Annotated in this window: 21 protein-coding genes and 1 tRNA gene; 19 read left to right on the plus strand and 3 right to left on the minus strand. The window is 38.4% G+C overall.

Annotation, left to right across the window (positions count from 1 at the left end; translation table 11 throughout):
* Positions 1–11 precede the first annotated feature (11 nt).
* The 14 genes from HDF25_RS00635 (at position 12) to HDF25_RS00700 (ending at position 13388) form a co-directional block, all read left to right on the plus strand.
* Entirely contained in the window at positions 12–965 is a 954-nt protein-coding gene (locus HDF25_RS00635; protein ID WP_184621733.1) for a glycosyltransferase family 2 protein, read from the plus strand.
* Between the two features lie 2 nt (positions 966–967).
* Positions 968–1936 (plus strand): glycosyltransferase, encoded by a 969-nt coding sequence (locus HDF25_RS00640; RefSeq protein WP_184621735.1) that lies wholly within the window; start codon positions 968–970, stop codon positions 1934–1936.
* The gene (locus HDF25_RS00645) at positions 1933–2718 is read left to right on the plus strand and encodes a hypothetical protein (protein WP_184621737.1); all 786 of its coding nucleotides are present in this window, start codon (positions 1933–1935) and stop codon (positions 2716–2718) included. Before HDF25_RS00640 ends, HDF25_RS00645 begins: the two co-directional genes overlap by 4 nt.
* Before the next feature lie 7 nt (positions 2719–2725).
* The gene (locus tag HDF25_RS00650) at positions 2726–4231 is read left to right on the plus strand and encodes a GH3 auxin-responsive promoter family protein (protein ID WP_184621739.1); all 1506 of its coding nucleotides are present in this window, start codon (positions 2726–2728) and stop codon (positions 4229–4231) included.
* Positions 4228–5394: a 1-deoxy-D-xylulose-5-phosphate reductoisomerase gene (locus HDF25_RS00655; protein ID WP_184621741.1), complete on the plus strand. Its 1167-nt coding sequence runs from the start codon at positions 4228–4230 to the stop codon at positions 5392–5394. Before HDF25_RS00650 ends, HDF25_RS00655 begins: the two co-directional genes overlap by 4 nt.
* Positions 5395–5424: 30 nt before the next feature.
* Positions 5425–6756 carry an RIP metalloprotease RseP gene (gene rseP / locus HDF25_RS00660; RefSeq protein ID WP_184621743.1) on the plus strand — a complete coding sequence of 444 codons (1332 nt, stop codon included), beginning with the start codon at positions 5425–5427 and terminating at the stop codon, positions 6754–6756.
* Between the two features lie 8 nt (positions 6757–6764).
* Positions 6765–7298, plus strand: coding sequence for a Fe-S protein assembly co-chaperone HscB (gene hscB, locus HDF25_RS00665; RefSeq protein ID WP_184621745.1), 534 nt, complete (start codon positions 6765–6767; stop codon positions 7296–7298).
* Positions 7299–7376: 78 nt separating this feature from the next.
* Complete coding sequence (locus HDF25_RS00670; RefSeq protein ID WP_184621747.1) at positions 7377–7679, plus strand: DUF3817 domain-containing protein; 303 nt, start codon at positions 7377–7379, stop codon at positions 7677–7679.
* Positions 7680–7756: 77 nt separating this feature from the next.
* A tRNA-Leu gene (locus HDF25_RS00675) sits at positions 7757–7836 on the plus strand.
* A gap of 331 nt (positions 7837–8167) precedes the next feature.
* Positions 8168–9022: a helix-turn-helix domain-containing protein gene (locus tag HDF25_RS00680; protein WP_184621749.1), complete on the plus strand. Its 855-nt coding sequence runs from the start codon at positions 8168–8170 to the stop codon at positions 9020–9022.
* A gap of 73 nt (positions 9023–9095) precedes the next feature.
* Positions 9096–9626, plus strand: a complete 531-nt coding sequence (locus HDF25_RS00685) for a DinB family protein (RefSeq protein ID WP_184621751.1) — start codon at positions 9096–9098, stop codon at positions 9624–9626.
* A gap of 640 nt (positions 9627–10266) precedes the next feature.
* Complete coding sequence (locus HDF25_RS00690; RefSeq protein WP_184621753.1) at positions 10267–11349, plus strand: serine hydrolase domain-containing protein; 1083 nt, start codon at positions 10267–10269, stop codon at positions 11347–11349.
* Positions 11350–11591: 242 nt separating this feature from the next.
* The gene (locus HDF25_RS00695) at positions 11592–12509 is read left to right on the plus strand and encodes a GlxA family transcriptional regulator (protein WP_184621755.1); all 918 of its coding nucleotides are present in this window, start codon (positions 11592–11594) and stop codon (positions 12507–12509) included.
* Between the two features lie 93 nt (positions 12510–12602).
* Positions 12603–13388 (plus strand): DJ-1/PfpI family protein, encoded by a 786-nt coding sequence (locus HDF25_RS00700; protein ID WP_184621757.1) that lies wholly within the window; start codon positions 12603–12605, stop codon positions 13386–13388.
* 14 nt (positions 13389–13402) lie between these two features.
* Here the strand turns inward: HDF25_RS00700 and HDF25_RS00705 are convergent, their stop codons facing one another.
* Positions 13403–14467 carry a serine hydrolase domain-containing protein gene (locus HDF25_RS00705; RefSeq protein ID WP_184621759.1) on the minus strand — a complete coding sequence of 355 codons (1065 nt, stop codon included), beginning with the start codon at positions 14465–14467 and terminating at the stop codon, positions 13403–13405.
* Between the two features lie 147 nt (positions 14468–14614).
* Here HDF25_RS00705 and HDF25_RS00710 point away from each other — a divergent pair, with 147 nt between their 5' ends.
* A complete protein-coding gene (locus HDF25_RS00710; protein ID WP_184621761.1) occupies positions 14615–16252 on the plus strand; it encodes an ABC-F family ATP-binding cassette domain-containing protein in 1638 nt (545 codons plus the stop codon).
* Between the two features lie 50 nt (positions 16253–16302).
* Here the strand turns inward: HDF25_RS00710 and HDF25_RS00715 are convergent, their stop codons facing one another.
* The gene (locus HDF25_RS00715; protein WP_184621763.1) at positions 16303–17415 is read right to left on the minus strand and encodes an acyltransferase family protein; all 1113 of its coding nucleotides are present in this window, start codon (positions 17413–17415) and stop codon (positions 16303–16305) included.
* A 179-nt stretch (positions 17416–17594) separates the two neighbouring features.
* On the opposite strand from HDF25_RS00715, the gene HDF25_RS00720 reads away from it, so the two are divergent.
* From HDF25_RS00720 to HDF25_RS00730, 3 genes are all read left to right on the plus strand, one after another.
* Positions 17595–18821, plus strand: a complete 1227-nt coding sequence (locus tag HDF25_RS00720; protein WP_221450823.1) for a DUF6624 domain-containing protein — start codon at positions 17595–17597, stop codon at positions 18819–18821.
* A gap of 45 nt (positions 18822–18866) precedes the next feature.
* On the plus strand, positions 18867–19718 hold the full coding sequence (locus HDF25_RS25920) for a helix-turn-helix domain-containing protein (RefSeq protein ID WP_184621767.1): 852 nt from the start codon (positions 18867–18869) through the stop codon (positions 19716–19718).
* A gap of 76 nt (positions 19719–19794) precedes the next feature.
* Complete coding sequence (locus HDF25_RS00730) at positions 19795–21129, plus strand: amidohydrolase (RefSeq protein WP_184621769.1); 1335 nt, start codon at positions 19795–19797, stop codon at positions 21127–21129.
* 7 nt (positions 21130–21136) lie between these two features.
* Here the strand turns inward: HDF25_RS00730 and map are convergent, their stop codons facing one another.
* Positions 21137–21898: a type I methionyl aminopeptidase gene (gene map, locus HDF25_RS00735; RefSeq protein WP_184621771.1), complete on the minus strand. Its 762-nt coding sequence runs from the start codon at positions 21896–21898 to the stop codon at positions 21137–21139.
* Positions 21899–22011: 113 nt separating this feature from the next.
* On the opposite strand from map, the gene HDF25_RS00740 reads away from it, so the two are divergent.
* Positions 22012–22863 carry a helix-turn-helix domain-containing protein gene (locus HDF25_RS00740; protein ID WP_184621773.1) on the plus strand — a complete coding sequence of 284 codons (852 nt, stop codon included), beginning with the start codon at positions 22012–22014 and terminating at the stop codon, positions 22861–22863.
* The last annotated feature ends 20 nt before the right edge of the window (positions 22864–22883 follow it).

Here is a 22883-nt window from a genome sequence, read left to right on the forward strand (position 1 = left end):
TTTATACCTGCATGGATATTTCTGTTGTCATTCCCCTGTTTAACGAAGACGAATCATTGCCCGAACTTACTTCCTGGATTGCCAGGGTAATGACTGACAATAACTTTTCTTATGAAATCCTGTTTGTGGATGATGGAAGTACGGATACTTCGTGGCAGGTTATCGAGGAGCTGAAATTGAGCTACCCGGCTGTTAAGGCTATTAAATTCAGAAGGAATTACGGAAAGTCAGCAGCGCTCAATGTAGCCTTTGAGGCTTCACAGGGAGATGTCATCATTACGATGGATGCAGATTTGCAGGATAGTCCTGATGAGATTCCTGAGCTTTTCCGCAGATTAAAAGAGGAAAAGCTGGATATTATCTCCGGATGGAAAAAGAAAAGGTACGATCCGATTACGAAAACTATTCCGACCAAGTTATTTAATGCGGCTACGCGTAAAATGTCCGGGATACAGTTGAATGATTTTAACTGTGGTTTAAAGGCATACCGTTGCGACGTGGTGAAAACCATAGAGGTTTACGGAGAGATGCACCGTTATATTCCTGTGATTGCGAAATGGGCAGGGTTCAAAAATATCGGTGAACAAGTTGTAGAACACCGTGCACGTAAGTATGGAGTTACTAAATTTGGGATGAGCCGTTTTATCAATGGCTTCCTCGACTTACTGTCTATCTTTTTTGTCGGTAAGTTCGGTAAAAGACCAATGCACTTCTTTGGTTCAATGGGTGTGTTGAGTTTCCTGATCGGAACTGTGATGGCATTATGGATTATCGGTGAAAAATTATACCATATTGCGATGAACCTGCCGATTAAACGGGAGGTCACTGAGCAACCCGGATTTTATATTGCACTGGTAGCCATTATCGTCGGTTCACAGCTTTTCCTTACCGGATTTGTCGCTGAACTGGTTACACGTAATGCAACAGAACGCAATCAGTATCTGATCGAAAAAGAAATACTTTAAGCATGTTTTTTTCGATTATTATCCCCTTATATAACAGGCCACAGGAGATTGATGAACTGCTGGCCACACTTTGCCTGCAAACCTATACGCAATTTGAAGTACTGGTCATTGAAGACGGTTCTTCACTGGCTGCAAAAGATATTGTAACCGGATATGCAGACAAACTGGATGTAAAGTATTTTTACAAACCGAACGAAGGGCAGGGATTTGCCAGAAATTATGGTTTTGAAAGGGCAAAAGGTGACTATTTCGTTATTTTCGATTCTGACTGCCTGATCCCGCATGACTATCTGGAAATTGTTAAGGATTATTTATATAATCATCATCTGGATGCTTATGGTGGTCCTGATGCCGCTCATGAAAGCTTTACGCCTGTTCAGAAAGCAATCAGTTATGGAATGACTTCTGTTTTTACAACAGGAGGGATCAGAGGAAACAAAAAGCATGTGGGGCAGTTTCACCCGAGAAGCTTTAATATGGGGGTTTCCAGAGCAGCATGGGAAAAAGCCGGAGGATTTAAATTAACCCGTTTAGGGGAAGATATTGAATATAGTATCCGGATTCATCAGAACGGATTTAAGATCGGACTTATTCCTGGTGCACGTGTTTTTCACAAAAGAAGGACAAGTATGCTCCAGTTTTATAAACAAATTCATTTTTTTGGGCGGGCGAGGATTAATATCTACAAACATTTCCCTTCAGAACTGAAATTGGTGCATTTTTTCCCTGCAGTATTCACTTTAGGCATCATTTTTATCCTGTTGCTGAATATTTTTTATCCGCCACTGGCTTATTTTGGAAATATCGGAATTCTGGTGTACTTTATGCTGATATTTTTTCATTCCCTGTTGATCAATAAATCATTAAAAGTTGCATTTTTGAGTATTATTTCCTCATTCATACAATTAACGGCTTACGGCTTAGGATTTATACAAGATTTTTTCAAAAGAATAGTACTTAAAAAACAATGATAAACTTTTTAAAGGAGAGCACGTTTATAGTTAATGTAGTTATCCGCAGAGCCTGGGAGGTAACTAAACGGAATTATTTTTCCCTGGCTACCTTATGTTTCCTGATGTTCATTACTTCCAATGCATCGAGCTTAATGGCATTTTTCCTGAAAGATGTGAATAAGGGTTTAAGTGTGCTGATGGCATTCTTCTTTGCTTTATTATACTTTACGCTCAATCTTTCCCTGCTGAAGTATATTCTTCATCTGCTCGATAACGAGGAGGAAGATGTGAGTATCGTCAGTACATTGCCAACCCGTCAGCAGATTATCCGGTTTATAGTCGGTATGTTGTACTTTATGCTGGTCATTATAGGGGTTTATGCAGTGGTTATTCTGGTCGCATTCCCTTTTATCTATACCGGAATAAAAATGTCTGTGATCACCAATATTGCCATATCAGTTGGAATTGTAGCCATATTCATTACCTGGATCAGGATCTCATTTTTCCCGTTCTTTATCATTGATAAAAATCAGCCTTCTTTTGGTTCGTTAAAATTCAGTTTAGCCATAACCAGAGGAAACTTCACTAAAATATTAATGCTTTTACTGGTTCTGGGTGGGTTTCATGTGCTGTATCTGTTCCTGAATTATCTGCAATGGCCTGTTATTGCATTTTTTGTTAATATATTGAGTTCATTTTTGATTGTACCTTTATCTAGTGTAGCTTTAACTATTGCCTATAGAATGATGATGGGAGCTTATAAGGGTGACGAGAATGATATTATTCACAATATAGTTTAACCAGTTTATGGGATTAAAAGCGGCATTAAGTAAACCGTTTGCAGCCTTTATTGTCAAAGGGGTAAATAAATGGAAAAAAGATGCAGTGGCTGCGCAAAAGGAGACTTTTCTCGAACTGATTGATTCGGCTAAGGATACTGCTTTTGGCAGGGACCATCTATTTTCAACTATAAAAACTTATGAGGATTTCAGGAAACGTGTTCCGGTAAGGGACTACGAACAACTGAGACCTTATATAGACCGGGTAGTTGCAGGTGAAGAAAATGTAATGTGGAAGGGGAAACCTGCCTATTTTGCCAAGACTTCAGGAACTACCTCGGGTGCAAAATATATTCCTATTTCTAAAGAGTCAATGCCTGAGCATATCAAAGCAGCACGGAATGCCTTGCTGACTTATGTTCATGAAACAGGGAATGCCAGTTTTGTGAATGGGAAAATGATCTTTTTGCAGGGAAGTCCGGTAATGACCGAAAAGAACGGGATTAAAGTCGGCCGTTTATCTGGTATTGTAGCAAACCTGGTTCCTGCTTATCTGCAGAAAAACAGGTTGCCCTCTTATCAAACGAACTGCATCGAAGACTGGGAAGAGAAAGTAGATGCCATTGTGGAGGAAACTTTCCATCAGGATATGACCCTGATTTCGGGGATTCCACCCTGGGTACAGATGTATTTTGACAGGCTGATCGAGAAATCGGGCGGAAAACGGATTAAGGATATCTTTAAAAACTTCCAGCTGTTTGTTTACGGAGGGGTGAATTATGAACCTTACCGTGCAAAAATCGAAGCCAGTATAGGCAGGAAGATTGACGCTATTGAAACTTATCCGGCTTCAGAAGGATTTATTGCCTATCAGGACAGTCAGCAGGACAAAAGTTTACTGCTACTGGCCCGGGCAGGAATGTTTTATGAGTTTATCCCTGCCGATGAGTATTACGATGAAAGTCCGGCACGTTTGAGTCTGGAAGAAGTAGAATTGGGTAAAAATTATGCTTTGATCTTAAATACGAATGCTGGTCTCTGGGGGTATAGCATTGGTGATACTATCAAATTTGTTTCTAAAAACCCGTATAAGATCCTGGTCACCGGAAGAATTAAACATTTTATTTCTGCTTTTGGTGAACACGTTATCGGCGAAGAGGTAGAACAGGCTCTGCTGTCTGTGGCGAATCAGGAAGGGGTAGGAATTACAGAATTTACTGTGGCTCCGCAGGTCAATCCGGCAGCTGGTGAACTGCCTTATCATGAGTGGTTTATTGAATTTTCGAAAGCACCCGAAAATCTGGATGCTTTCAGTAAAAAAGTAGATAAAGCACTCCAGGAAAAAAATATTTATTACTTTGACCTCATTGAAGGTAAAATTTTGCAGCCACTGATCATACGGACTTTACAAAAAGATGCTTTTGTTACCTATATGCGTGGGGAAGGTAAGCTGGGCGGACAGAATAAAGTTCCCCGTTTGTCCAATGACAGAAAGATTGCAGACAGCCTCATTAATTTGATTCATAAGATTTGAAAAATATAGCTATACTGGGCTCTACCGGTTCTATTGGTACCCAGGCCCTTGACGTTATCCGTGCAAACCCTGAATTGTATAAGGTAAGTGCATTAACGGCAAATGCGAATGCGGAATTACTGATTCAGCAGGCGCTCGAATTTAAACCCGGACTGGTTGTCATCGGTGATGAAAATCAGTTCTCAGCAGTAAAAAATGCATTATCAGGAAAAGGAATTAAAGTCCTGGCTGGTGAAGATGCTTTATGTGAAGCTGCGGCAAGCCCGGAAGTTCACCTGGTATTAACTGCGATTATGGGATCCGTTGGTCTGAGACCAACTATTGCTGCAATTAAAGCTAAGAAAACTATAGGCCTGGCTAATAAAGAAACCCTTGTTGTAGCCGGAGAACTGATTATGCAGCTGGCCGCTGAGCATGGGGTGACGATTATACCTGTAGATTCAGAGCATTCTGCAATTTTCCAATGTCTGGTAGGAGAAGAGTTGGAGACTATTGAAAAAATATACATTACTGCCTCGGGCGGACCTTTCAGGGGAAAAGATCGTAGCTTCCTGGAAAAAGTAAAAAAAGAACAGGCTTTAAAACATCCCAACTGGGTGATGGGTGCAAAAATCACGATAGATTCTGCTTCTCTGATGAACAAAGGGCTGGAAGTGATTGAAGCGAAGTGGTTATTCGATCTGGATATCAGTCAGATAGATGTTATTGTCCATCCGCAGTCTATTATCCATTCTGTTGTGCAGTTTAACGATGGTTCCATGAAGGCACAAATGGGTGTTCCGGATATGAAACTTCCGATTCACTATGCAATGGCATATCCCGGGAGAATAGTAAGCGTATTTCCGCGTTTTAACTTCATGGATTATCCGGAACTGACTTTTTCAAAACCTGATCTGCATACTTTCCGCAATCTTGGATTGGCTTACGCTGCCCTGGAAAAGGGGGGGAATATGCCTTGTATTATCAATGCCGCGAATGAAGTCGTTGTAGATGCCTTCTTAAATGACCGGATTGGATTCCTGGAAATGAGTGATGTCATTGAGCAATGTATGACTGATTTGCCGTTTATTCAGGTACCTGGCCTGAATAATTATTTAGAAACTGACCTTCATACGCGTATATTTGCCCGTCAGTTAGTAACAAAAAAACATTTAGCTATCTAATATTCAAAGTAAATAACATTAAATTAAAATATGAACGGATTGATTATGGTTGCCCAGTTGTTACTGGGATTATCAATATTAGTAATCTTGCACGAATTAGGGCACTTTCTTGCGGCTCGTGCATTTGGTATTAAAGTTGAGAAATTTTATCTGTTCTTTGATGCGTGGGGAGTAAAGTTATTCAGTATCAAACGTGGGGATGTAGAGTATGGAATTGGCTGGCTGCCTTTAGGTGGTTATGTTAAAATTGCCGGAATGATTGATGAGTCTATGGATAAGGAGCAGATGGCATTGCCACCTCAGCCATGGGAGTTCAGATCAAAACCAGCCTGGCAAAGACTGATTGTAATGATGGCAGGTATTGTGGTCAACATTATAGTTGGTATTTTTATTTTCTGGATGCTTACCTTCAAGTTTGGCGAAACCTTTATTCCTAACAGTGCAGTAAAGAATGGTATAAACCCGGGAAGTATTGGCCGTAGCATAGGTTTACAACAAGGGGACCATGTGATTGCGGTAAACGGCAAAAAGGTGATCCGTTTTGATGAACTGACCAGCTCTAAAGTATTGTTGGATAATACGAATCTGACTGTAGTGCGTGGTGGTAAAACACTTGATGTTAAAGTACCTGACAATCTTTTAAATAAAGTTGCAGACCTGGGACTGGAAGAATTTATCAGCAGGGTACCTTTACTGAGCACAGTAGTGGATAGTGTGGTCACTGGCCGTTCTGCGGCTAAAGTGGGCATGAAAAAAGGAGACAGAATTGTAAGTGTTAACAATGTGCCTGTGAAGTTTGATGCGGATGTACGCAGAGAACTGAAAAGTCTGAAAAGCAGAAAATTCATTGTAGAAGCTTATCGTGGAAACGAGAAATTTAATTTTGAAGTGAATACAGATAGTCTTGGTACTATCGGGATCGCTTTCAATCCAAATGAAATCAAACTGGAGACTATTAAATATGGTTTCTTCGAATCTTTACCTATAGGGGTAAACCAGGCCTGGGTTACTTTTACAGATAATGGTAAGGGTATATGGAAAGTACTGACAGGTAAAATTAAAGCAAATAAAGCTTTTGCAGGCCCTGTCGCTTTAGCACAGAAGGTTTACGGAGGAGTTTGGGTATGGTCACATTTCTGGGCTTCTACGGCATTAATTTCGATTGCACTGGCATTCATGAACCTGTTGCCTATTCCTGCACTGGATGGTGGGCATATGGTCTTCCTGATTGTAGAAATGATCAAAGGTAAACCGGTAAGTGATAAGTTCCTGGAAGGGGCTCAGATGGTAGGTTTTGTCATCCTGTTGAGTTTAATGGTCTTTGTAATCGGTAACGATATCTTTAAGGCCTTTATTCAATAGTACTTGTGATGGATTATTTTGAGTTTTATAATCTTCCCGTATCCTTTAATCCGGATAATCAGCTGGTCAAACAGCAGTTTTATGCACTGAGTAAAAAGTATCATCCTGATTTTTATATCAATGATACTCCGGAAAAGCAGGATGAGGTACTGGAATTATCCACATTGAATAATAAGGCTTACCAGGTATTGAGTAATCCTCAGAAGCGTCTGCATTATGTTCTTGAATTAAAGGGATTGCTTACAGAAGGGGAGAATTATTCCCTTCCACAGGTTTTTCTGATGGAAATGATGGATGTGAATGAGGCTTTGATGGAATTGCAGTTTGAACCTGATACGGCTAAACTGGAATCAATCAAAAAAGAGGTTGCCGGAATTGCTGTAAATATGCAGCAGGAGATGGACAGGCTGATTACTTTGTTTGATACGCAGGATAAAGACGAGCAGGGAGCTACACTGGCTTCGATAAAGGATTTGTACTACAGAAAGAAATATTTGAACAGGATCAACGACAGTATCCTTAAACTGGAAACCGGGCAATAGGTGTTTGTTCAATGTAAAAAAGAAAGATAACCGGGCATAGCTGTCCCGGTTTTTCTATTTTTGGACAAATCTGAAATTATGAGCACTTTATCCCTTTTTAGAAAAATAGCTGTTGCTGAAGGTATTTCCTACATCGCACTGATTTGTATTGCTATGCCATTGAAGTATTTCGCAGATATGCCTCTGGCGGTTAAGTATACCGGCTGGGCACATGGTGTGTTGTTTATGCTTTATGCGGTTATGGTAATTATGTGTGCAATGGAGTATAAATGGAAAATCGGAAAGACGATTTTAGTGTTTATAGCCTCTTTATTGCCGTTTGCTCCGTTTTATGTGGATAAACGTTTAAAGGAAGAGTCTGTAGATCAGGTGAAAGCGTAGTATTTTTAAATTCTTTGAAATAAGGCTTGGATATATAAGCCTGAATATATAGATTTGCATCCCGCTAATAAGGGAACGCCCAGCTGGCGGAATTGGTAGACGCGCTGGTCTCAAACACCTGTGGGAAACCGTGCCGGTTCGACTCCGGCGCTGGGTACTAACCGGAATCGAATACATCGATTCCGGTTTTTTTATGACTTTAAAATGCTTCAAATTGTGTTCAAAGTATTTCTGCTGAACCTCATCTTATTTGGGCATTACAGGCGGGCTATCTTTGAACCGAATTCCTCTTTATATCGGAGAGACTGTTTTATAAGTTGTATAGAATATATGAGTGTTTCTATGTCAGCAATAAAAAAATAAGGGAATTTTGGTAATTCATATGTGAATCATAGGTGTAAATTTACATTTCATAGATTCACTAATGTTAAAAAGTTAAATTTGGTTATTGATCTTTATATCTATTAAGATACCTGATCCAGAAGTTTATGTTACCTAGAGAAAAACACCTTCCCACATTACAAAATACGAAAAGGAAGTCAAATATCATCCGGTATAATTCTGACATAGCCACGATTAATTCTAGGATTAAATTAGAGCAAAATTTATTTAGTTTTTTACTAGAGGGCAATAAGAGTGTTCAATATGCCGGAACAAAGATAACAATAAGCCCAAATCAATTTTTCCTTCTTTCTGCTGGCAATTGCTTAATGAGTGAAAAAATCGCTACTCCCGGTGGCCAGTACAGAAGTATTTTGTTCTTTTTCGACAATGACTTATTGACAGACTTTTTTATACGTCATCCTCTGCCAATGAAAAGCAAACATAAAGATGAGCCTTTTCTCGTTTTTGAGAAAGATCCCTTTCTTACAAACTTTGTAGACTCCTTAGGCCTAATATTGGCCTCTGGTCAATCATTATCTCAAGAACTGCAAAGTGTGAAACTTGAAGAACTGCTTATTTATATTAGCGGTTGCTATCCCGAAGCTCTTAAAGGGCTTCATTATTATAATTACAATTCAGATAAGGATTTTTTGATCCGCCAAGCCATTACAGCCAATATCTATAGTGTTATTACTGTGGAAGAGTTAGCATTTCTATGTTACATGACTCTATCAACATTTAAACGGCACTTTGCTAAACTTTATGGCACATCACCAAAAAAATGGTTTTTGGAGAAACGAATGCAAAAAGCAGCCCAAATGCTTAGAAAAGGTAACCTCAATTCAAGCGAAATATACCTGGAACTTGGTTATGAAAATGTGTCCAGTTTCATTCAATCCTTTAAGCAGGTTTACGGAACGACACCCAAGCAATATCAACTCAACAATTTGAACGTTTAGCTAAGCTTTTTGAACGTCAAGCCCTCCAGTGAGGCCTTTCTAACTCCTACTTTTGAGTCAAATTCAAAGGAACATGACAACATTATCAATACTCACAGAAAACGGCAATGACTGCCTTAAAGGTTATTTTATCGAATTGGCCGATTTCAACAACTGGGCAGACAATCGTGCTATTGACTGGCTTACTCAAATTACTGATGAACAATGGGACCAAGTTGCCATTAGCAGTTTTGGAAGCATTAGGGAAACCGCCGTACATATTGCCAGTGCCAAAAAAATATGGATAGACTTCTGGACAGATGTTCAGAATCCTGTATACCTTTCGTCAGAATTTAAGGGGACTAGAGAAGACCTGATAGACATCTGGAAGACGACTTCTGCTGAGCTCAAATCTTTCATTGAAAATTATCCTATAGAGAATTATACAAATGAGATATACGTAAAGAAACCAAATGGAGAACTGAGCACAATGGAATTTAGAAAAACATTTCCACATATGATCAATCATTCTACTTATCATCGAGGGCAACTGGTAACTCTATTACGCCAGTCAGGCTTTTTGAATTTATCAAATACTGACCTTTTTACCTACTATAATATTTAAAAAAATATAAGCTTTTTTTGATAAGATTTTAAAGAAATCCTTGCAATGAGGTTTGCTGGAAAATAGCATTAAAAAATGATATTTTAATAAATCAAAGAATTGTAGACAACTGAATCAGTATTTATTATAAACGGCGGTTTTCTGAAATGGTTGCTAAAGCTCTATTAAAATATCGAAATAATTTTTTTTATAAACCCCTTTCCTTTCAAATCATTAATAATAGGCTCTATAAGCCCTAGAAAGCGTTCTAAGTGTTCAAAGTATTCTTGCTCATGGGTACAAAAACCTCTTTACAAAAGTAGAGAGGTTTTTTTGTTTTTGTGAACTTTCAATGTTGACTTATTGCATTGAGACCCGCTTTTCAGTTCGGTCTCCGGCAGAGGTAAGCGGGCCTTCTTTGAACTAATTCAACCATCAGATAACGGGGAAATAATGATAATGTATACTCCGAAAAACTTGAAATAATTACATCATACAAATATAACTCCTACTCTTTATTTTTTATTTCCGTATTTGAATGCTCCGTAAAATTGAGTGTATTTTTATTAAATTAGTGCTGTGGATAAATGCTGAAAGCAAAATAAAAAATTCGCAAGGCCCAATATGTTGTGATTGGCATTTTAAATGACACATGAACAATATGCAAAGAATATTACTGACCTTTTTTATTTTTTTAAGTAGCTCCTCATTTGGGCAAAATAACCCATCATTTATAGATACCTTATTTTATGGAAAAAATGGATTAAAGAATAAAATACCTGGTATTGGTATCAGCATAGGGATCTTTAAGGAAGGTAAGACAAAATTTTATTCATTCGGAAATATAAGTCATATTAGCAAACAAAAAGTTGACAAGAATACAGTCTTTGAAATTGGCTCGAACACAAAATTATTTACAGCACTTTTGCTCGCAATTGAAATTAAAAAGGGCAAAATACCTGAGTCTGCATTTATTGACTCTTACTTGCCAAATGAAGTGATTTTACAACCAGATTTAAAAAACAAAATACGCTTTACAAATCTGGCTTCTTTTTCTTCTGGTTTACCGACTTTACATGATGACATGTACGATAGCTTACTTTTAGCCAAAGATGCTTTGCAACCTTACAAATTTGTTGACAAAGAATACCTTTATAATATTTTGAACAATACGTTAAAAGTACCTAACTATGGAAGATATGAATATTCAAACCTTAGCTACGGTTTAATTGGTGCTATTCTGGAAAATTTTACAAAGAAGAATTATGCAGACTTACTTCAAAATAATATTTTTAAACAGTTAGGATTAAGAAATACCTGGACAAGTATCGTAAAAGGCCAAAACAAAGCCGGTGGTTATTATGAAAGCAAAGAAGTTGAATATTTACAGTTAAATGCGTTGAGCCCTGCTGGTATAATAAAGTCTGATGCAGTAGATATGCTTAAGTTTATTAAGTACCAATTGCATCCACCTAATAATGCATTAGGAAAGGCTATAGTTTTAACGCAGCATATCTTTGCAAACGACATTGATATTAAAACTGGTTTAGGCTGGCATATTCTTAATAATGATATGCACGAAGCATTCTATGTGATGCAAGGAGATACAATTGGCAACTCTTCGCTTTTATACTTTGATCATAAATCAAATACTGGGATCGTTATTCTTATTAATCAAAGTAACCATGACTTAACAGGTGTCTTACTCGATTATTTAATAAAAGGTATTCACGTTGATAAATAGAAAGCGCGGTATACAATATGGGGTTTGTGCCATTCAGGTGAGATATAAGTCAACAATTGTGCTTACCCTTCTTTACGAAAGTAGAGGGGGACAGGAATCGCACATGTCGTAGGTACTTTAAGCAGGTTGTCTTTGAGCCAAATTTTTAGATATTTCATATAAATCAATTAGCAACATTACCACATTCGTTTGTAAGGAAGCTATTATATATGTTTCTTATACTAATAGATTAACTTTGAAAAATGAGCTCCAATCGTGTTATATTTTTCATATTTAATAGCGTTCACCTTCTGGATCTGGCTGGTGCAGTAACCGTTTTTTATGAATCCGGATGCTGCGGAAAGAATTATGATATGCATTATGTTTCGCCATATGACAATCCGGAAACCTCATCTGGTCTTGGATTTACAAATGTTGAGCCACTTAGCTCGGTAACAGTTAGTATGGATGACATTGTCATTGTAGCCGGAATGGAAATTGAAAAATGGAACAGAGCAGATGATCACCTCTGGATACCCTGGTTACAGTCTGCTGCTGCTACTGGCGCCACGATCTCTTCAATTTGTACGGCAGCTTTTGCTCTTGCTGCTGCAGGACTCTTAAACGGGCACAATTGCACTACGCATTGGGCTTGGACTACAGCTTTACAGCAAAAATATCCCCTACTTAAGGTGATAGAGAATAAACTATTTGTGCAAAGTGGCAGGATCTTTACCAGCGCGGGAATTGCTACAGGTATTGATCTTGCACTCTACCTTGTTGAAGAACAGCACGGAGCGGCTTTTGCATGTCTTGTCGCAAAAGATATGGTCGTTTACATACGCAGAGATGGAACGGAAGTACAAAATAGCATATATCTACAGAGCAGGCAGCATATTAACAATCATATACATCATATACAGGATTATATTACAAAGCATTTACACCATAAAATAACAATAGGAGGATTGGCTGAATTAGTCTTTATCAGTCCGAGAAATCTTACAAGGTTGTTCAAATCTGCCACAGGAATCACTATCGGGCAATATATTCAATCGTTAAGACAGGAAAAAGCAAAGCATCTGCTTAAAACCAAACAGAAGGTAGCCTGGGTAGCGAAAGAATGTGGCTATAACAGCACCGCTCAGCTGAGGAAGTTAGTTAAAGAAGCAAAAGATTGACCTATTGTTAGAGATAGAATGGCCGGATTGTTACTATGGCTGTCCTGATTTATTAGATGTATTCCATTAATTTTAGATTTAAATAATACATTTATGAAACAGTTATTACTCTTAATCTTTTTTATTCCGTGCTTTGCATTTGCGCAAGTCTATGCAACCACATATGTATGTCCGCCTTGTAACCATCCATGTGATACCACTACTTATCAGCAACCTGGTGTTTGTGCACACTGCGGGATGACATTAGTCGAGAAAAATCAGCGGATGTCAAAAGATCAAAAAATAACAGTTTGCTTTTACTTATATGATGGAGTAGAGGTACTTGACTTTGCAGGGCCGATGGAAGTCTTTTCCTATGCAGGATTCAAAATTATCACTGTTGCAAAAACTAAAGCTCCTCTTTTGTCACAGGGAATTTTAAAGATCACTCCGGATTACGGTATTAAAGACGCACCACAAACAGATATTTTTGCAGTATTTGGTGGATCAGACGAAGTGGCAGCAGATGATCCTGAAGTTATTTCCTGGATAAAATCCAGGGACAGTGCTACTAAAAGCTATTTTTCTGTTTGCACCGGAGCGTTTATTCTTGGGAAAGCGGGGTTGCTTGATCAGCTTACAGTTACCACCTTTCATAAAAGCATAACAAATCTTCAAAAGGCTGTACCGAAAGCTAAAGTACTTCAAAATGTTCGCTATGTTGATAATGGCAGAGTAATCACCACAGCAGGGATATCGGCTGGTATAGATGGTGCTTTACACCTGGTTTCAAAATTGAGAGGTAAAGAAGTAGCTGAAGCAATTGCAAAACAAATGGAATATGATAAATATGTGCCTGAACAAGGTATGGATCTATCGCACCAGGAGTTTTCGAATTAAATAGATTCAATAAATCAGAAAACTTCTTTTCCAATTTTAAGCGCAAAATCACCCAAATCGGTCAGGTTAGTATTTGACAATATAATAATACTGACATTACGATTTAAGTAGTGAAACCAAACACAGTTGGCACCCTGTATTCTTCCATATCTTTCCATTCTTTTGTATTTACTATTACTTCCTTTATGATCTCTTATCCAGACGCTATACCCATAATCATCTAATCCAGGTGTTAATAGCTGATTTAAAGCCTGCTCCTTAATCAGTTGTAAATTAAAAAGAGCGTCATTAAATTTAATTAAATCAGCTGTGCAGGAGTACATGGCGCCGGCAGCAGAAAAGTCTTCTACATACATGGGTAAATTTGGGATCAGTTCAAAATTTTTTCCTTTATAATAGGGTGTGGCAAGATTCGCTATTAATTTATAATGATTGATTATACCAGAATCATTCATGCCCAATGGAATTAGAATTTGTTCTTCTAAAATCTGTTCATAAGGTTTTTTATAGATTACTTCCAGAATCCTCCCTAAAATCATGTATTCGCCATTGTTATAATCAAATTTTTTTCCAGGCTCGTTGACAAGAGGATTTGAACAGAAATTATTCACAATCTCCTCTAAAGTATATGGCTTATGATAAAATCCGATCCCATACCTCATGAAATTTGCATCTGTAGCTGTATCTGTATTTTTCATCCCTGAGGTGTGATTTAACAATTGATGAATGGACACTTTTGAGCCACCTTCACCTTTGTAAGAGGGTAGATAAGTATTTATTTTATTATCCAGATTAATCTTTCCTTGTTCCATTAGTTGAAGAATCAAGACCGCTGTAAATGTTTTTGTGATTGAGCAAATCTGATATGCTGTGTTATTTTTAACTGGTGAATTAAACGAACGTTCTGCCACTCCGAAACTTTGATGATAAGTAACTTTTGAATCTTTTTTTATCAAAATAGTTCCATTGAACTCATGCTGGCTTGCATAGCTGGCGATGAAGTTTGTAAGGTCTTTAGATTGGGCAACCAGATTATAGTTGACAATAAAAAGGCAGGGAAATAGGAGTAGATATTTCATTAATTTATAGATTAGTTTCTGCTATAAGACCTGGGATATTGTTTAAAGTTACAGCTGGGGCAAAACAACTGACCAAGCCTTTTATTTCTCTCGTTATAATCCGATGTCTTTCTCTTATCTTTGCCGGTAATTCAATATTCCCATACTGTGATTAATGTAAATAACATCTCCGTTTCATTTGGCGGAACCACTCTGTTTAGCGATGTAACCTTTTCGATAAACGAGAACGATAAGATCGCCCTGATGGGTAAGAATGGCGCTGGTAAGTCGACTATTCTAAAGATCATTGCCGATGCGGCTAAACCTACTACTGGTAACGTAACCGGCCCAAAGGACGCGGTAATAGCGTATTTGCCACAGCATTTACTTACCCAGGATAAGCTTACCGTTTTTGAAGAAACGATGAAAGCTTTCGAAGAGGTAAACCAGATGCAAAAAGAGCTTGATGAGCTGAATGAGCAGTTGACTATTCGTACCGATTACGACAGTGATGACTACATGAAGCTGATCGAACGCGTGTCGGAACTGAGTGAGAAATTTTATTCGATCGAAGAAATCAATTATGATGCGGAGGTAGAAAAGGTGCTCAAAGGTTTAGGTTTCGAACGCAAGGACTTTACCCGCCAAACCTCTGAGTTTTCGGGCGGATGGCGCATGCGTATCGAGTTAGCTAAAATTTTGTTAAAGAAGCCCGATCTCATCTTACTAGATGAGCCTACCAACCATATGGATATCGAGAGTATACAATGGTTGGAAGACTTCCTGATTAACTCGGCAAAGGCTGTCATGGTGATCTCACACGACCGTGCCTTTGTAGATAACATTACCAATCGTACCATCGAGGTTACCATGGGTAAAATATACGATTACAAAGCTAAGTACAGTCATTATCTCCAGTTGCGTGCTGACCGCCGTGTACACCAGTTGAAAGCTTATGAGGAACAACAACGTTTTATTGCAGATAACCAGGAATTTATAGACCGGTTTAGAGGAACCTACTCCAAAACTTTGCAGGTGCAATCGCGTGTAAAGATGCTTGAAAAGCTCGAAGTTATTGAGATCGATGAAGTCGATACTTCGGCATTACGATTGAAATTTCCACCATCGCCACGTTCTGGTCAATATCCGTTGATTGTAGAAGAGCTGACTAAAACTTATGGTGACCATGTTGTGTTCAAAAAAGCGTCTATGGTGATCGAGAAGGGGGAAAAAGTGGCTTTTGTCGGTAAAAATGGTGAGGGTAAGTCGACCATGATCAAAGCTATCATGAACGAGATCGATTTTGAAGGAAGTTTAAAAGTAGGTCACAATGCCAAGATTGGATACTTCGCCCAAAACCAGGCCGCATTGCTTGACGAGAACTTAACGGTATTCAAAACCATTGACCAGATTCCATTAAGCGATGGTTCCATAAAAATTAAAGATCTTTTGGGTGCTTTTATGTTCAGTGGCGATGATACCACGAAAAAAGTTAAGGTGCTTTCTGGAGGAGAGAAAACCCGTTTAGCCATGATCAAGTTGCTGTTGGAACCTGTAAATGTGTTAATACTGGATGAGCCAACCAACCATTTAGACATGAAGACCAAAGACATTATCAAGGATGCCCTTAAAGATTTTGATGGCACTTTGATTCTGGTATCCCACGATCGGGATTTCCTGGATGGGCTGGCAGAAAAAGTATTCGAGTTTGGTAATAAGCGTGTTCGGGAACACTTTGAGGATATCAAAGGATTCCTGGCCTACAAGAAAATGGATAGCCTGAAAGAAATAGAACAAAGCAAATAAAGATATCTACGACTAAAAAGCCTCCGATTTTCATCGGAGGCTTTTTAGGTTTAAACATTGCCAGTTTTTTGTTTAGCAAGTCTTTGATTCCATTTATCACTTAAATATTTCCTTAATGGGATATCGTAAATGACCATGACCAGGTACGCTACCCCAACCAGCAGAATTAGTCCGGTTATGACGATGAAAGTCAATTGGATAGTGCCCGGTTTATGACTTGTGTAATAATTCCCGAACATCCATAACACGGCATAATGTGTCATGTACAACGGATAGGAGATCTTTCCCGAAAAGATGCATATCTTTTTAAAGCCAGAGGATAATATAGCGCCAGCACCCAAAGCGATCAGCAGAGGAAAATAAAACAGGACTACCAAAGGTTCGGATAACCAGTTCCATTTTGAGATTGGCATGATAAAGGCCAGGAGCAATAGTATAGTTAAACCGGTAAATCCAAGTTTGTTTTTGATGATCCAGTTGGAGCGGTAGATAAGCAATCCAACTGAAAAAGAATACGAAATACGGGCACATCCGTCCCAAAAAGTTGGGCCGCTCCAGCCACCCAATAAATTACCTGAACGGTAAGCTACAAAGCAAATAGCTATGGCCGAAAGTATAGTCAACAGCATTAGTAAACCTTTGTTAATCCGATAAAGCACAAATGCATAAACAACATTGGCACCATATTCCCAAAATAACGACCATGCGGGTGCATTGAAGCTGAACAGATTAAAACTTCGGTCTGCTATTACGGGCAGAGGAATAAGGAATATCGAGCAAAAGAAAGTTAACATGATTTTACCGGTACTGTACAGTTCGGGATGGCCGCCAAAGGGGTCAAACAAAAATGCCAGCAGGCCTAATACTGATCCTGCTACCACCAGGGGATGTAGTCTGATGATCCTCGCTGTAAAGAACTTGAGAATGCCCATTTTTGCGATACGATCGTCATAAGCATATCCGATCACAAATCCGGAAAGACAGAAGAAGAAATCGACAGCCAAAAAACCATGTCCGATAAAGTTCTTGCTGGCATCTGTATATACCCATTCCATAAAATGAAATGTTACAACGGCCAGGGCGGCAACTCCCCTTAATCCGTCGAGAATTTCGAAATGTTGTTTTGTTTGCAGAAGTGTAGCGGTGTTTTTGTTTGTATCCATTCTAATTTTTAGTGATGCTGCCCGATTGTTGTAGCTCTAAGTTATTAAAATCAATTACTAATCAAAACCTGGGGTACTACATTAGGTTTTAAACCTTTATTAACAAATCTAAACTTTGTATCTTCATGTAAATGGAATATATCGCCTACGCCATAATCTGTGTATTTCTGAGCTTAAATATGTCTGCCCAAGCTCAATCATCTTCTGATGCAGATCTTGCCAGAGCAAGCCTTTATCATTTACAGAAAGACTTTGGTAACGCTATACAATGCTTCGAGACAGCGTTTAAAGTTAAATCGCCAGATGCATTGAATGCCTATAAGGCAGCAGCTGTATATTCGCTTGACAGCAATGCTAAAATGTCTGCTTATTATCTACAAAAAGCAATACAAGCAGGTTGGGCAGAAGCCTCCTGGTTAGTGGCCGACCCTTATTTCGAATACTTTAAACAAGCAGATCCAATTACCTGGAATCAATTGATAACACAGGCCAAAGAAAAGGAACTGGTCTATGAAAAAAAACTGACGCAACCTACCTTACGAACAAAAATAAATTTGATGGTGCTTTCGGATCAGCAATTGCGTTATAAAAAGATTCAAACGAAAGATAAGGAAGAACTGCAGGACATCGATCTGGCAATTGCTGAAGCAGACAAAAAGAACTTAGCTGAAGCGAAGAACATTTTGGCAACATATGGTTGGCCAAAACTTTCTGAAATCGGCAAAGATGGGCAAAACAATCTTTGGCTGATTGTCCAGCATGCTGATCATGATATTCTATTTCAACAACAAGTTTTAAAAAAAATGAAACGGCTTTTGAAAAGCAAGGAAGTAAATTTAGAAAACTATGCTTTTCTTACTGACCGGGTATTGTGTAATCTAAATTATTTGCAGGAATATGGTACTCAGGTTAACTGGACAATAAACGGTATGGCCAATAGTTTTCGTCCCATCCGGAATGAGTGGGATATTGATCAACGGAGAAAAAAGCTGGGAATGACAGGTTTAGATATCTATTCACTTGCCTATGGGTTTACCTATGAGAAACCAAAGAAAGTCACCTGTACACGTACTCAACAGGAGGTCATAAAAAAAGTGAAATTGCTGATTGATACTGCATCCGAAGCATTTTATAGAGGTGATTTTCAGCTTACGTATGATAGTTATAATTCTGCCTCTGTATTTAGTGAGGGAATGAGTGATCGTGAAAATTTCAAAGCAGCTGTCATTTTTGCAACGATTGCTGCCAGAGACAGAGATCCTAAATACAGAGATATTTCTTTTGATTTTTTAAACTTACTTTATCTCAGGGGCAAACTTAAAGAATCCTCTCTAAGACGAACATATCAATTTGAAACACTGCATGATGATCCAAGATGGATTAAACTTTTTTATCCTGGAACTTAATAAACGTAGTTTAATAGTTAAAGAAGGATTTTGTAGTTTTACAGTGTGAAAACCAAAGAGAATATACCTATCCTTGGGATTGATGAATTTCAGCTTAATAACTTAGGATCAGATAACGGTTTTCAGTATCATGAAATTTGTGGTGCACGGTTTATTGATAAACCACACAAACACGATTTTTTTCTTTTTCTTTTATTTGAAAAAGGAAGCGGGACACATACCATCGATTTTATTGAACACAGCGTTACAGGAAACCAGTTACATTTACTGTTTCCCGATCAGGTACACTCCTGGAATCTGGGTGAGGAGACTACTGCATTTCAGATTATGGTAAGCAGGCGAATTTTTGAAACATTTGCCAACTCGTTAAAGTTTGATTTTGTGATGTATCAAAAGCATCCTGTATTGAACCTGGATGCCGGAGTTTTTCATAGGTTGTTATATGAATTTCAGGCTATCCAGTCAGAACTCTTTTTAAAACCGGTACTTTGGGATATCATCAATTCAAGGTGTCAGATCATTGCTCAAATGGTAAGCCGGGAAGCTGAACGGATATTTGAAGACCTGAAAATTTATCATACGAAGCCCGTATTATTCAAATATCAGTCTCTGATTGACACTTATTATAAAGAAGAAAAGTCTGTTGCCTTCTATGCTGAAAAATTGAATATTTCCCCTAATTATTTAAATATACTTTGTAGAAAGCATTTAAATAGATCTGCAACCTCCCTAATACATAACAGGCTAATTCTGGAAGCCAAAAGACTTTTGTTTATATCAAAAAAATCGATAAAAGAGATTGCTTATGAACTTGGTTTTTATGATCTGGCTTATTTTTCCAAGTTCTTCAAGAACCAAACCGGGATGCCCCCACGGGATTTTAAGGAGCTGTTATAAATGATACAAGTTATGGTATAAATCTTACGAACCCTTTGTATGCTTGCTATATAACTTTGTATAAAAAGTATAAGTTATGACAGCAGATTCAATTTCACGAAAGAACTTTATCAAGAATACGTCTATTCTACTTGTTGCAGGTACAAGTACGCTTACATCCATGGCAACAGCTGCGGATGCGGCAGAAAAGCCCAGATCTACAAACGCCGGTAAATCCTTCACCCTAAAGAATGTAAGGTTGGAAACAGGTTTTGAATATGAAGATGATGAAGTTAGTCGTACAAAAACGGAACTATTTACCATTGAAATCAATGATGGAAAAATAAAAGCTATTCTGCCCAACAAGCCAGGTGCAGATGCCATTGATGCTAAAGGATTGCTGATGCTCCCAGCTTTCAGGGATATGCATATTCACCTGGATAAAACTCACTATGGCTTACCCTGGAAAGCAAATCCCAGTAAGCGTAAAACAGTAAAGGACATGATTGCCTACGAGCAGCAAATTATCCCTGAACTACTAAAAACGTCTGTGCCCCGCGCTGAAAAGCTGATTGAGTTGATGCAAAGTTATGGAACAAACTATGCAAGAAGCCACGTTAATATTGACCCTACCTCTGGACTTGAATCACTAAGGCATTTGGAAAGGGCTCTTGAAAACAAGAAAAATTCCTTCCAGGCAGAACTGGTTGTATTTCCTCAGCATGGTATTTATTATACAAAATCAGAACAGCTGATGAAAGAAGCTGCTAAAATGGATATAGATTTCATTGGTGGGCTGGATCCTTACACCATAGATGGGGCTATAGAAAAACATATGGATTTTGTGGTTCAGCTTGCCTTAGATAATGACAAAGGTATTGATATACACCTTCATGAAGCTGGCGAGTCAGGGATGAAAACCATAAATTATTTGATTGACAAAGTGAATGAAAATCCGGTGTTAAAAGGGAAGACCTTTATAAGTCATGGCTTTGCACTTGCTCAACTGGATAAAGCTAAAACAGAGGAAATAGCTGAGAAACTTGCTAATGCCAGGGTGGGGGTCGCTTCTACTGTTCCATTTGGCCGTACCATCATGCCAATCCCAACGCTTTATAAGTACGGTGTAGATGTGATGGCGGGCAATGACTGTATTATTGACTGGTGGAGTACTTTTGGTAGCGGCAGCATTCTGCAAAAGACGAACCTTGCAGCTCAACTTTATGGATACCGTACAGAATTTGATCTTTCAAGAAGTCTGAGGCTGGCTACTCATAATATTCTGCCACTAGATGACAAAGGAAAGCAAATTTGGCCAAAAGTTGATGATATTGCCGATTTGGTACTTGTTGACGCAAGTTGTTCGGCCGAGGCAGTTTCCAGGATATCACCGGTAAAATCATTGATCCATCGGGGAAATATAGTGTTTTAAGCATCGTTTATATTCCATTCGTTGCTGTCAGAATTATTGGTTTGTCGGATGTTATCAATATCGTGTGCTCATGCTGGGCTACAAACCCACCTTTATTACCTGTAAAAGCCCAGCCATCCGATGCTTTTTCAATAAATGCAGACCTGGTGGAGATAAATGTTTCAATAGCAACAACAGAATCCTTTCTGTACCGTCTGATTTTATCATAACGGTCGTAATAATTCATTATCCCATCAGGTTCTTCATGTAAACTTCGGCCAACTCCATGGCCACCTAAATCCCGGATAACAGTATATCCGGCTTTTTTGGCTTTGGTTTCTATCAGTTTTCCAGTATCAGAAATTCTTACTCCCCCGCTGATCTTGGAAATCGCCTCAAGTAATATTTCTTTTGAAGTATCTATCAAATGTTGTACACCCTGTATATCTTCTCCAATGAGAAATGAGCATCCGTTATCAGACCAAAAGCCATCTAATTCTGCGGATACATCTATGTTAATGATATCTCCATTTTTAAGAATGACTTTATCTGAAGGAATACCATGAGCAAATTCTTTGTTGACGCTGATGCAGCTATAACCAGGGAAACCATAGGTTTCGAATGGGGCAGACTTTGCGCCAAGAGACTCCAATAGTTGTCTTCCGTATTCATCTATTTCTTTTGTGGACATGCCTATCTGGGTATATGTTCTCATTTTTTGTAAGGTAAGTGCAACAGCCTCACTTACGTTCTTTATGCCCTGCAGTTCTTCTTCCGTTTTTATAATCATAGATTAATTTCATTCAGCTTTATGCAAAGCTAGAGGTATTTAAACTGTGCCCATAGTAAATATTAGACATGGTATTATGCGCTGGTCAAAGACATTTCCCGTAAATTTGTGATATGCCAATAAATTATCTGAAGAAGATTCAATTAGGTGAATTTAATGAGGACGGTTATAGAATCAACCCTTCAAAAGAGGTCGGATCTGTTATCGAGGGATTTTATGTTTTCTCCAGAGATCCGAAAGATAAGTCACATCTTATTTTCAATGATGGGTTTCCAGTGCTTGTGTTTTTACAAAGTAGCGAAGATACAGTAGCGGTAATAGGGAAAAACGGTGCATCCGAAATTAAGGGTGTATGGGCAAGCGCGGGGGCAATTAAAAATGTTTATGTAAAATACAATAGTAATACAGACCGGGTTTTTATAGTCCGTTTTTATCCAGGTGCTTTCTATCAGTTGTTTGGTTTAGATGCTCTGCATTTTAGATATCATCCAGTTACTCCATTTGAATCTATTGCTAATAACAATAACTTCAGTATAGAAGAATTTTTCGGATACAATTCTATTGAAGAAAAGACAGCATTTGTCGAAACATATGTCCAGAATTCTTTTAGGGGGGCAGACGCCTCTGAAATTTTACATAAAACGTTGGATTATATCCATAACACAAAAGGGAACAGCACTGTGCGAAATGTGACTAATGATGCTGGTGTAAACTACAAGTGGCTGGAAAGGAGTTTTGTAAAGAATATTGGGCTCTTGCCCAAAGAATACATTCAGCTTCAGCGTTTTATTCATGCGTACGTTGAATTAGTAGGCAACGAGAATGTCGATCTGATGCGGATTGCAATATCAAATGGGTATTACGATTCAAATCACTTTCTAAAAGATTTTAAAGCTTATACCGGAAAAACACCACTAGGATACCTGAAATTTCAATTACAGCCTGATCTTTATCAGATCAGTTGACACAGGTTGGTGTTAGTGAT

Source organism: Pedobacter cryoconitis, from assembly GCF_014207135.1.
Classification (GTDB): Bacteria; Bacteroidota; Bacteroidia; order Sphingobacteriales; family Sphingobacteriaceae; genus Pedobacter; species Pedobacter cryoconitis_D.

Excerpts from the sequence above, each read along its gene's own strand:
- HDF25_RS00645 (WP_184621737.1), top strand. The coding sequence starts at position 1,933 with ATGATAAACTTTTTAAAGGAGAGCACGTTTATAGTTAATGTAGTTATC.
- HDF25_RS00720 (WP_221450823.1), top strand. The coding sequence starts at position 17,595 with ATGTCTGCCCAAGCTCAATCATCTTCTGATGCAGATCTTGCCAGAGCA.
- HDF25_RS00705 (WP_184621759.1), bottom strand. The coding sequence starts at position 14,467 with ATGAAATATCTACTCCTATTTCCCTGCCTTTTTATTGTCAACTATAAT.
- HDF25_RS00695 (WP_184621755.1), top strand. The coding sequence starts at position 11,592 with ATGAGCTCCAATCGTGTTATATTTTTCATATTTAATAGCGTTCACCTT.
- HDF25_RS00740 (WP_184621773.1), top strand. The coding sequence starts at position 22,012 with ATGCCAATAAATTATCTGAAGAAGATTCAATTAGGTGAATTTAATGAG.
- HDF25_RS00635 (WP_184621733.1), top strand. The coding sequence starts at position 12 with ATGGATATTTCTGTTGTCATTCCCCTGTTTAACGAAGACGAATCATTG.
- hscB (WP_184621745.1), top strand. The coding sequence starts at position 6,765 with ATGGATTATTTTGAGTTTTATAATCTTCCCGTATCCTTTAATCCGGAT.
- map (WP_184621771.1), bottom strand. The coding sequence starts at position 21,898 with ATGATTATAAAAACGGAAGAAGAACTGCAGGGCATAAAGAACGTAAGT.
- HDF25_RS00650 (WP_184621739.1), top strand. The coding sequence starts at position 2,726 with ATGGGATTAAAAGCGGCATTAAGTAAACCGTTTGCAGCCTTTATTGTC.
- HDF25_RS00715 (WP_184621763.1), bottom strand. The coding sequence starts at position 17,415 with ATGGATACAAACAAAAACACCGCTACACTTCTGCAAACAAAACAACAT.
- HDF25_RS00680 (WP_184621749.1), top strand. The coding sequence starts at position 8,168 with ATGTTACCTAGAGAAAAACACCTTCCCACATTACAAAATACGAAAAGG.
- HDF25_RS00670 (WP_184621747.1), top strand. The coding sequence starts at position 7,377 with ATGAGCACTTTATCCCTTTTTAGAAAAATAGCTGTTGCTGAAGGTATT.
- HDF25_RS00730 (WP_184621769.1), top strand. The coding sequence starts at position 19,795 with ATGACAGCAGATTCAATTTCACGAAAGAACTTTATCAAGAATACGTCT.
- HDF25_RS00685 (WP_184621751.1), top strand. The coding sequence starts at position 9,096 with ATGACAACATTATCAATACTCACAGAAAACGGCAATGACTGCCTTAAA.
- HDF25_RS00690 (WP_184621753.1), top strand. The coding sequence starts at position 10,267 with ATGCAAAGAATATTACTGACCTTTTTTATTTTTTTAAGTAGCTCCTCA.
- rseP (WP_184621743.1), top strand. The coding sequence starts at position 5,425 with ATGAACGGATTGATTATGGTTGCCCAGTTGTTACTGGGATTATCAATA.
- HDF25_RS00640 (WP_184621735.1), top strand. The coding sequence starts at position 968 with ATGTTTTTTTCGATTATTATCCCCTTATATAACAGGCCACAGGAGATT.
- HDF25_RS00700 (WP_184621757.1), top strand. The coding sequence starts at position 12,603 with ATGAAACAGTTATTACTCTTAATCTTTTTTATTCCGTGCTTTGCATTT.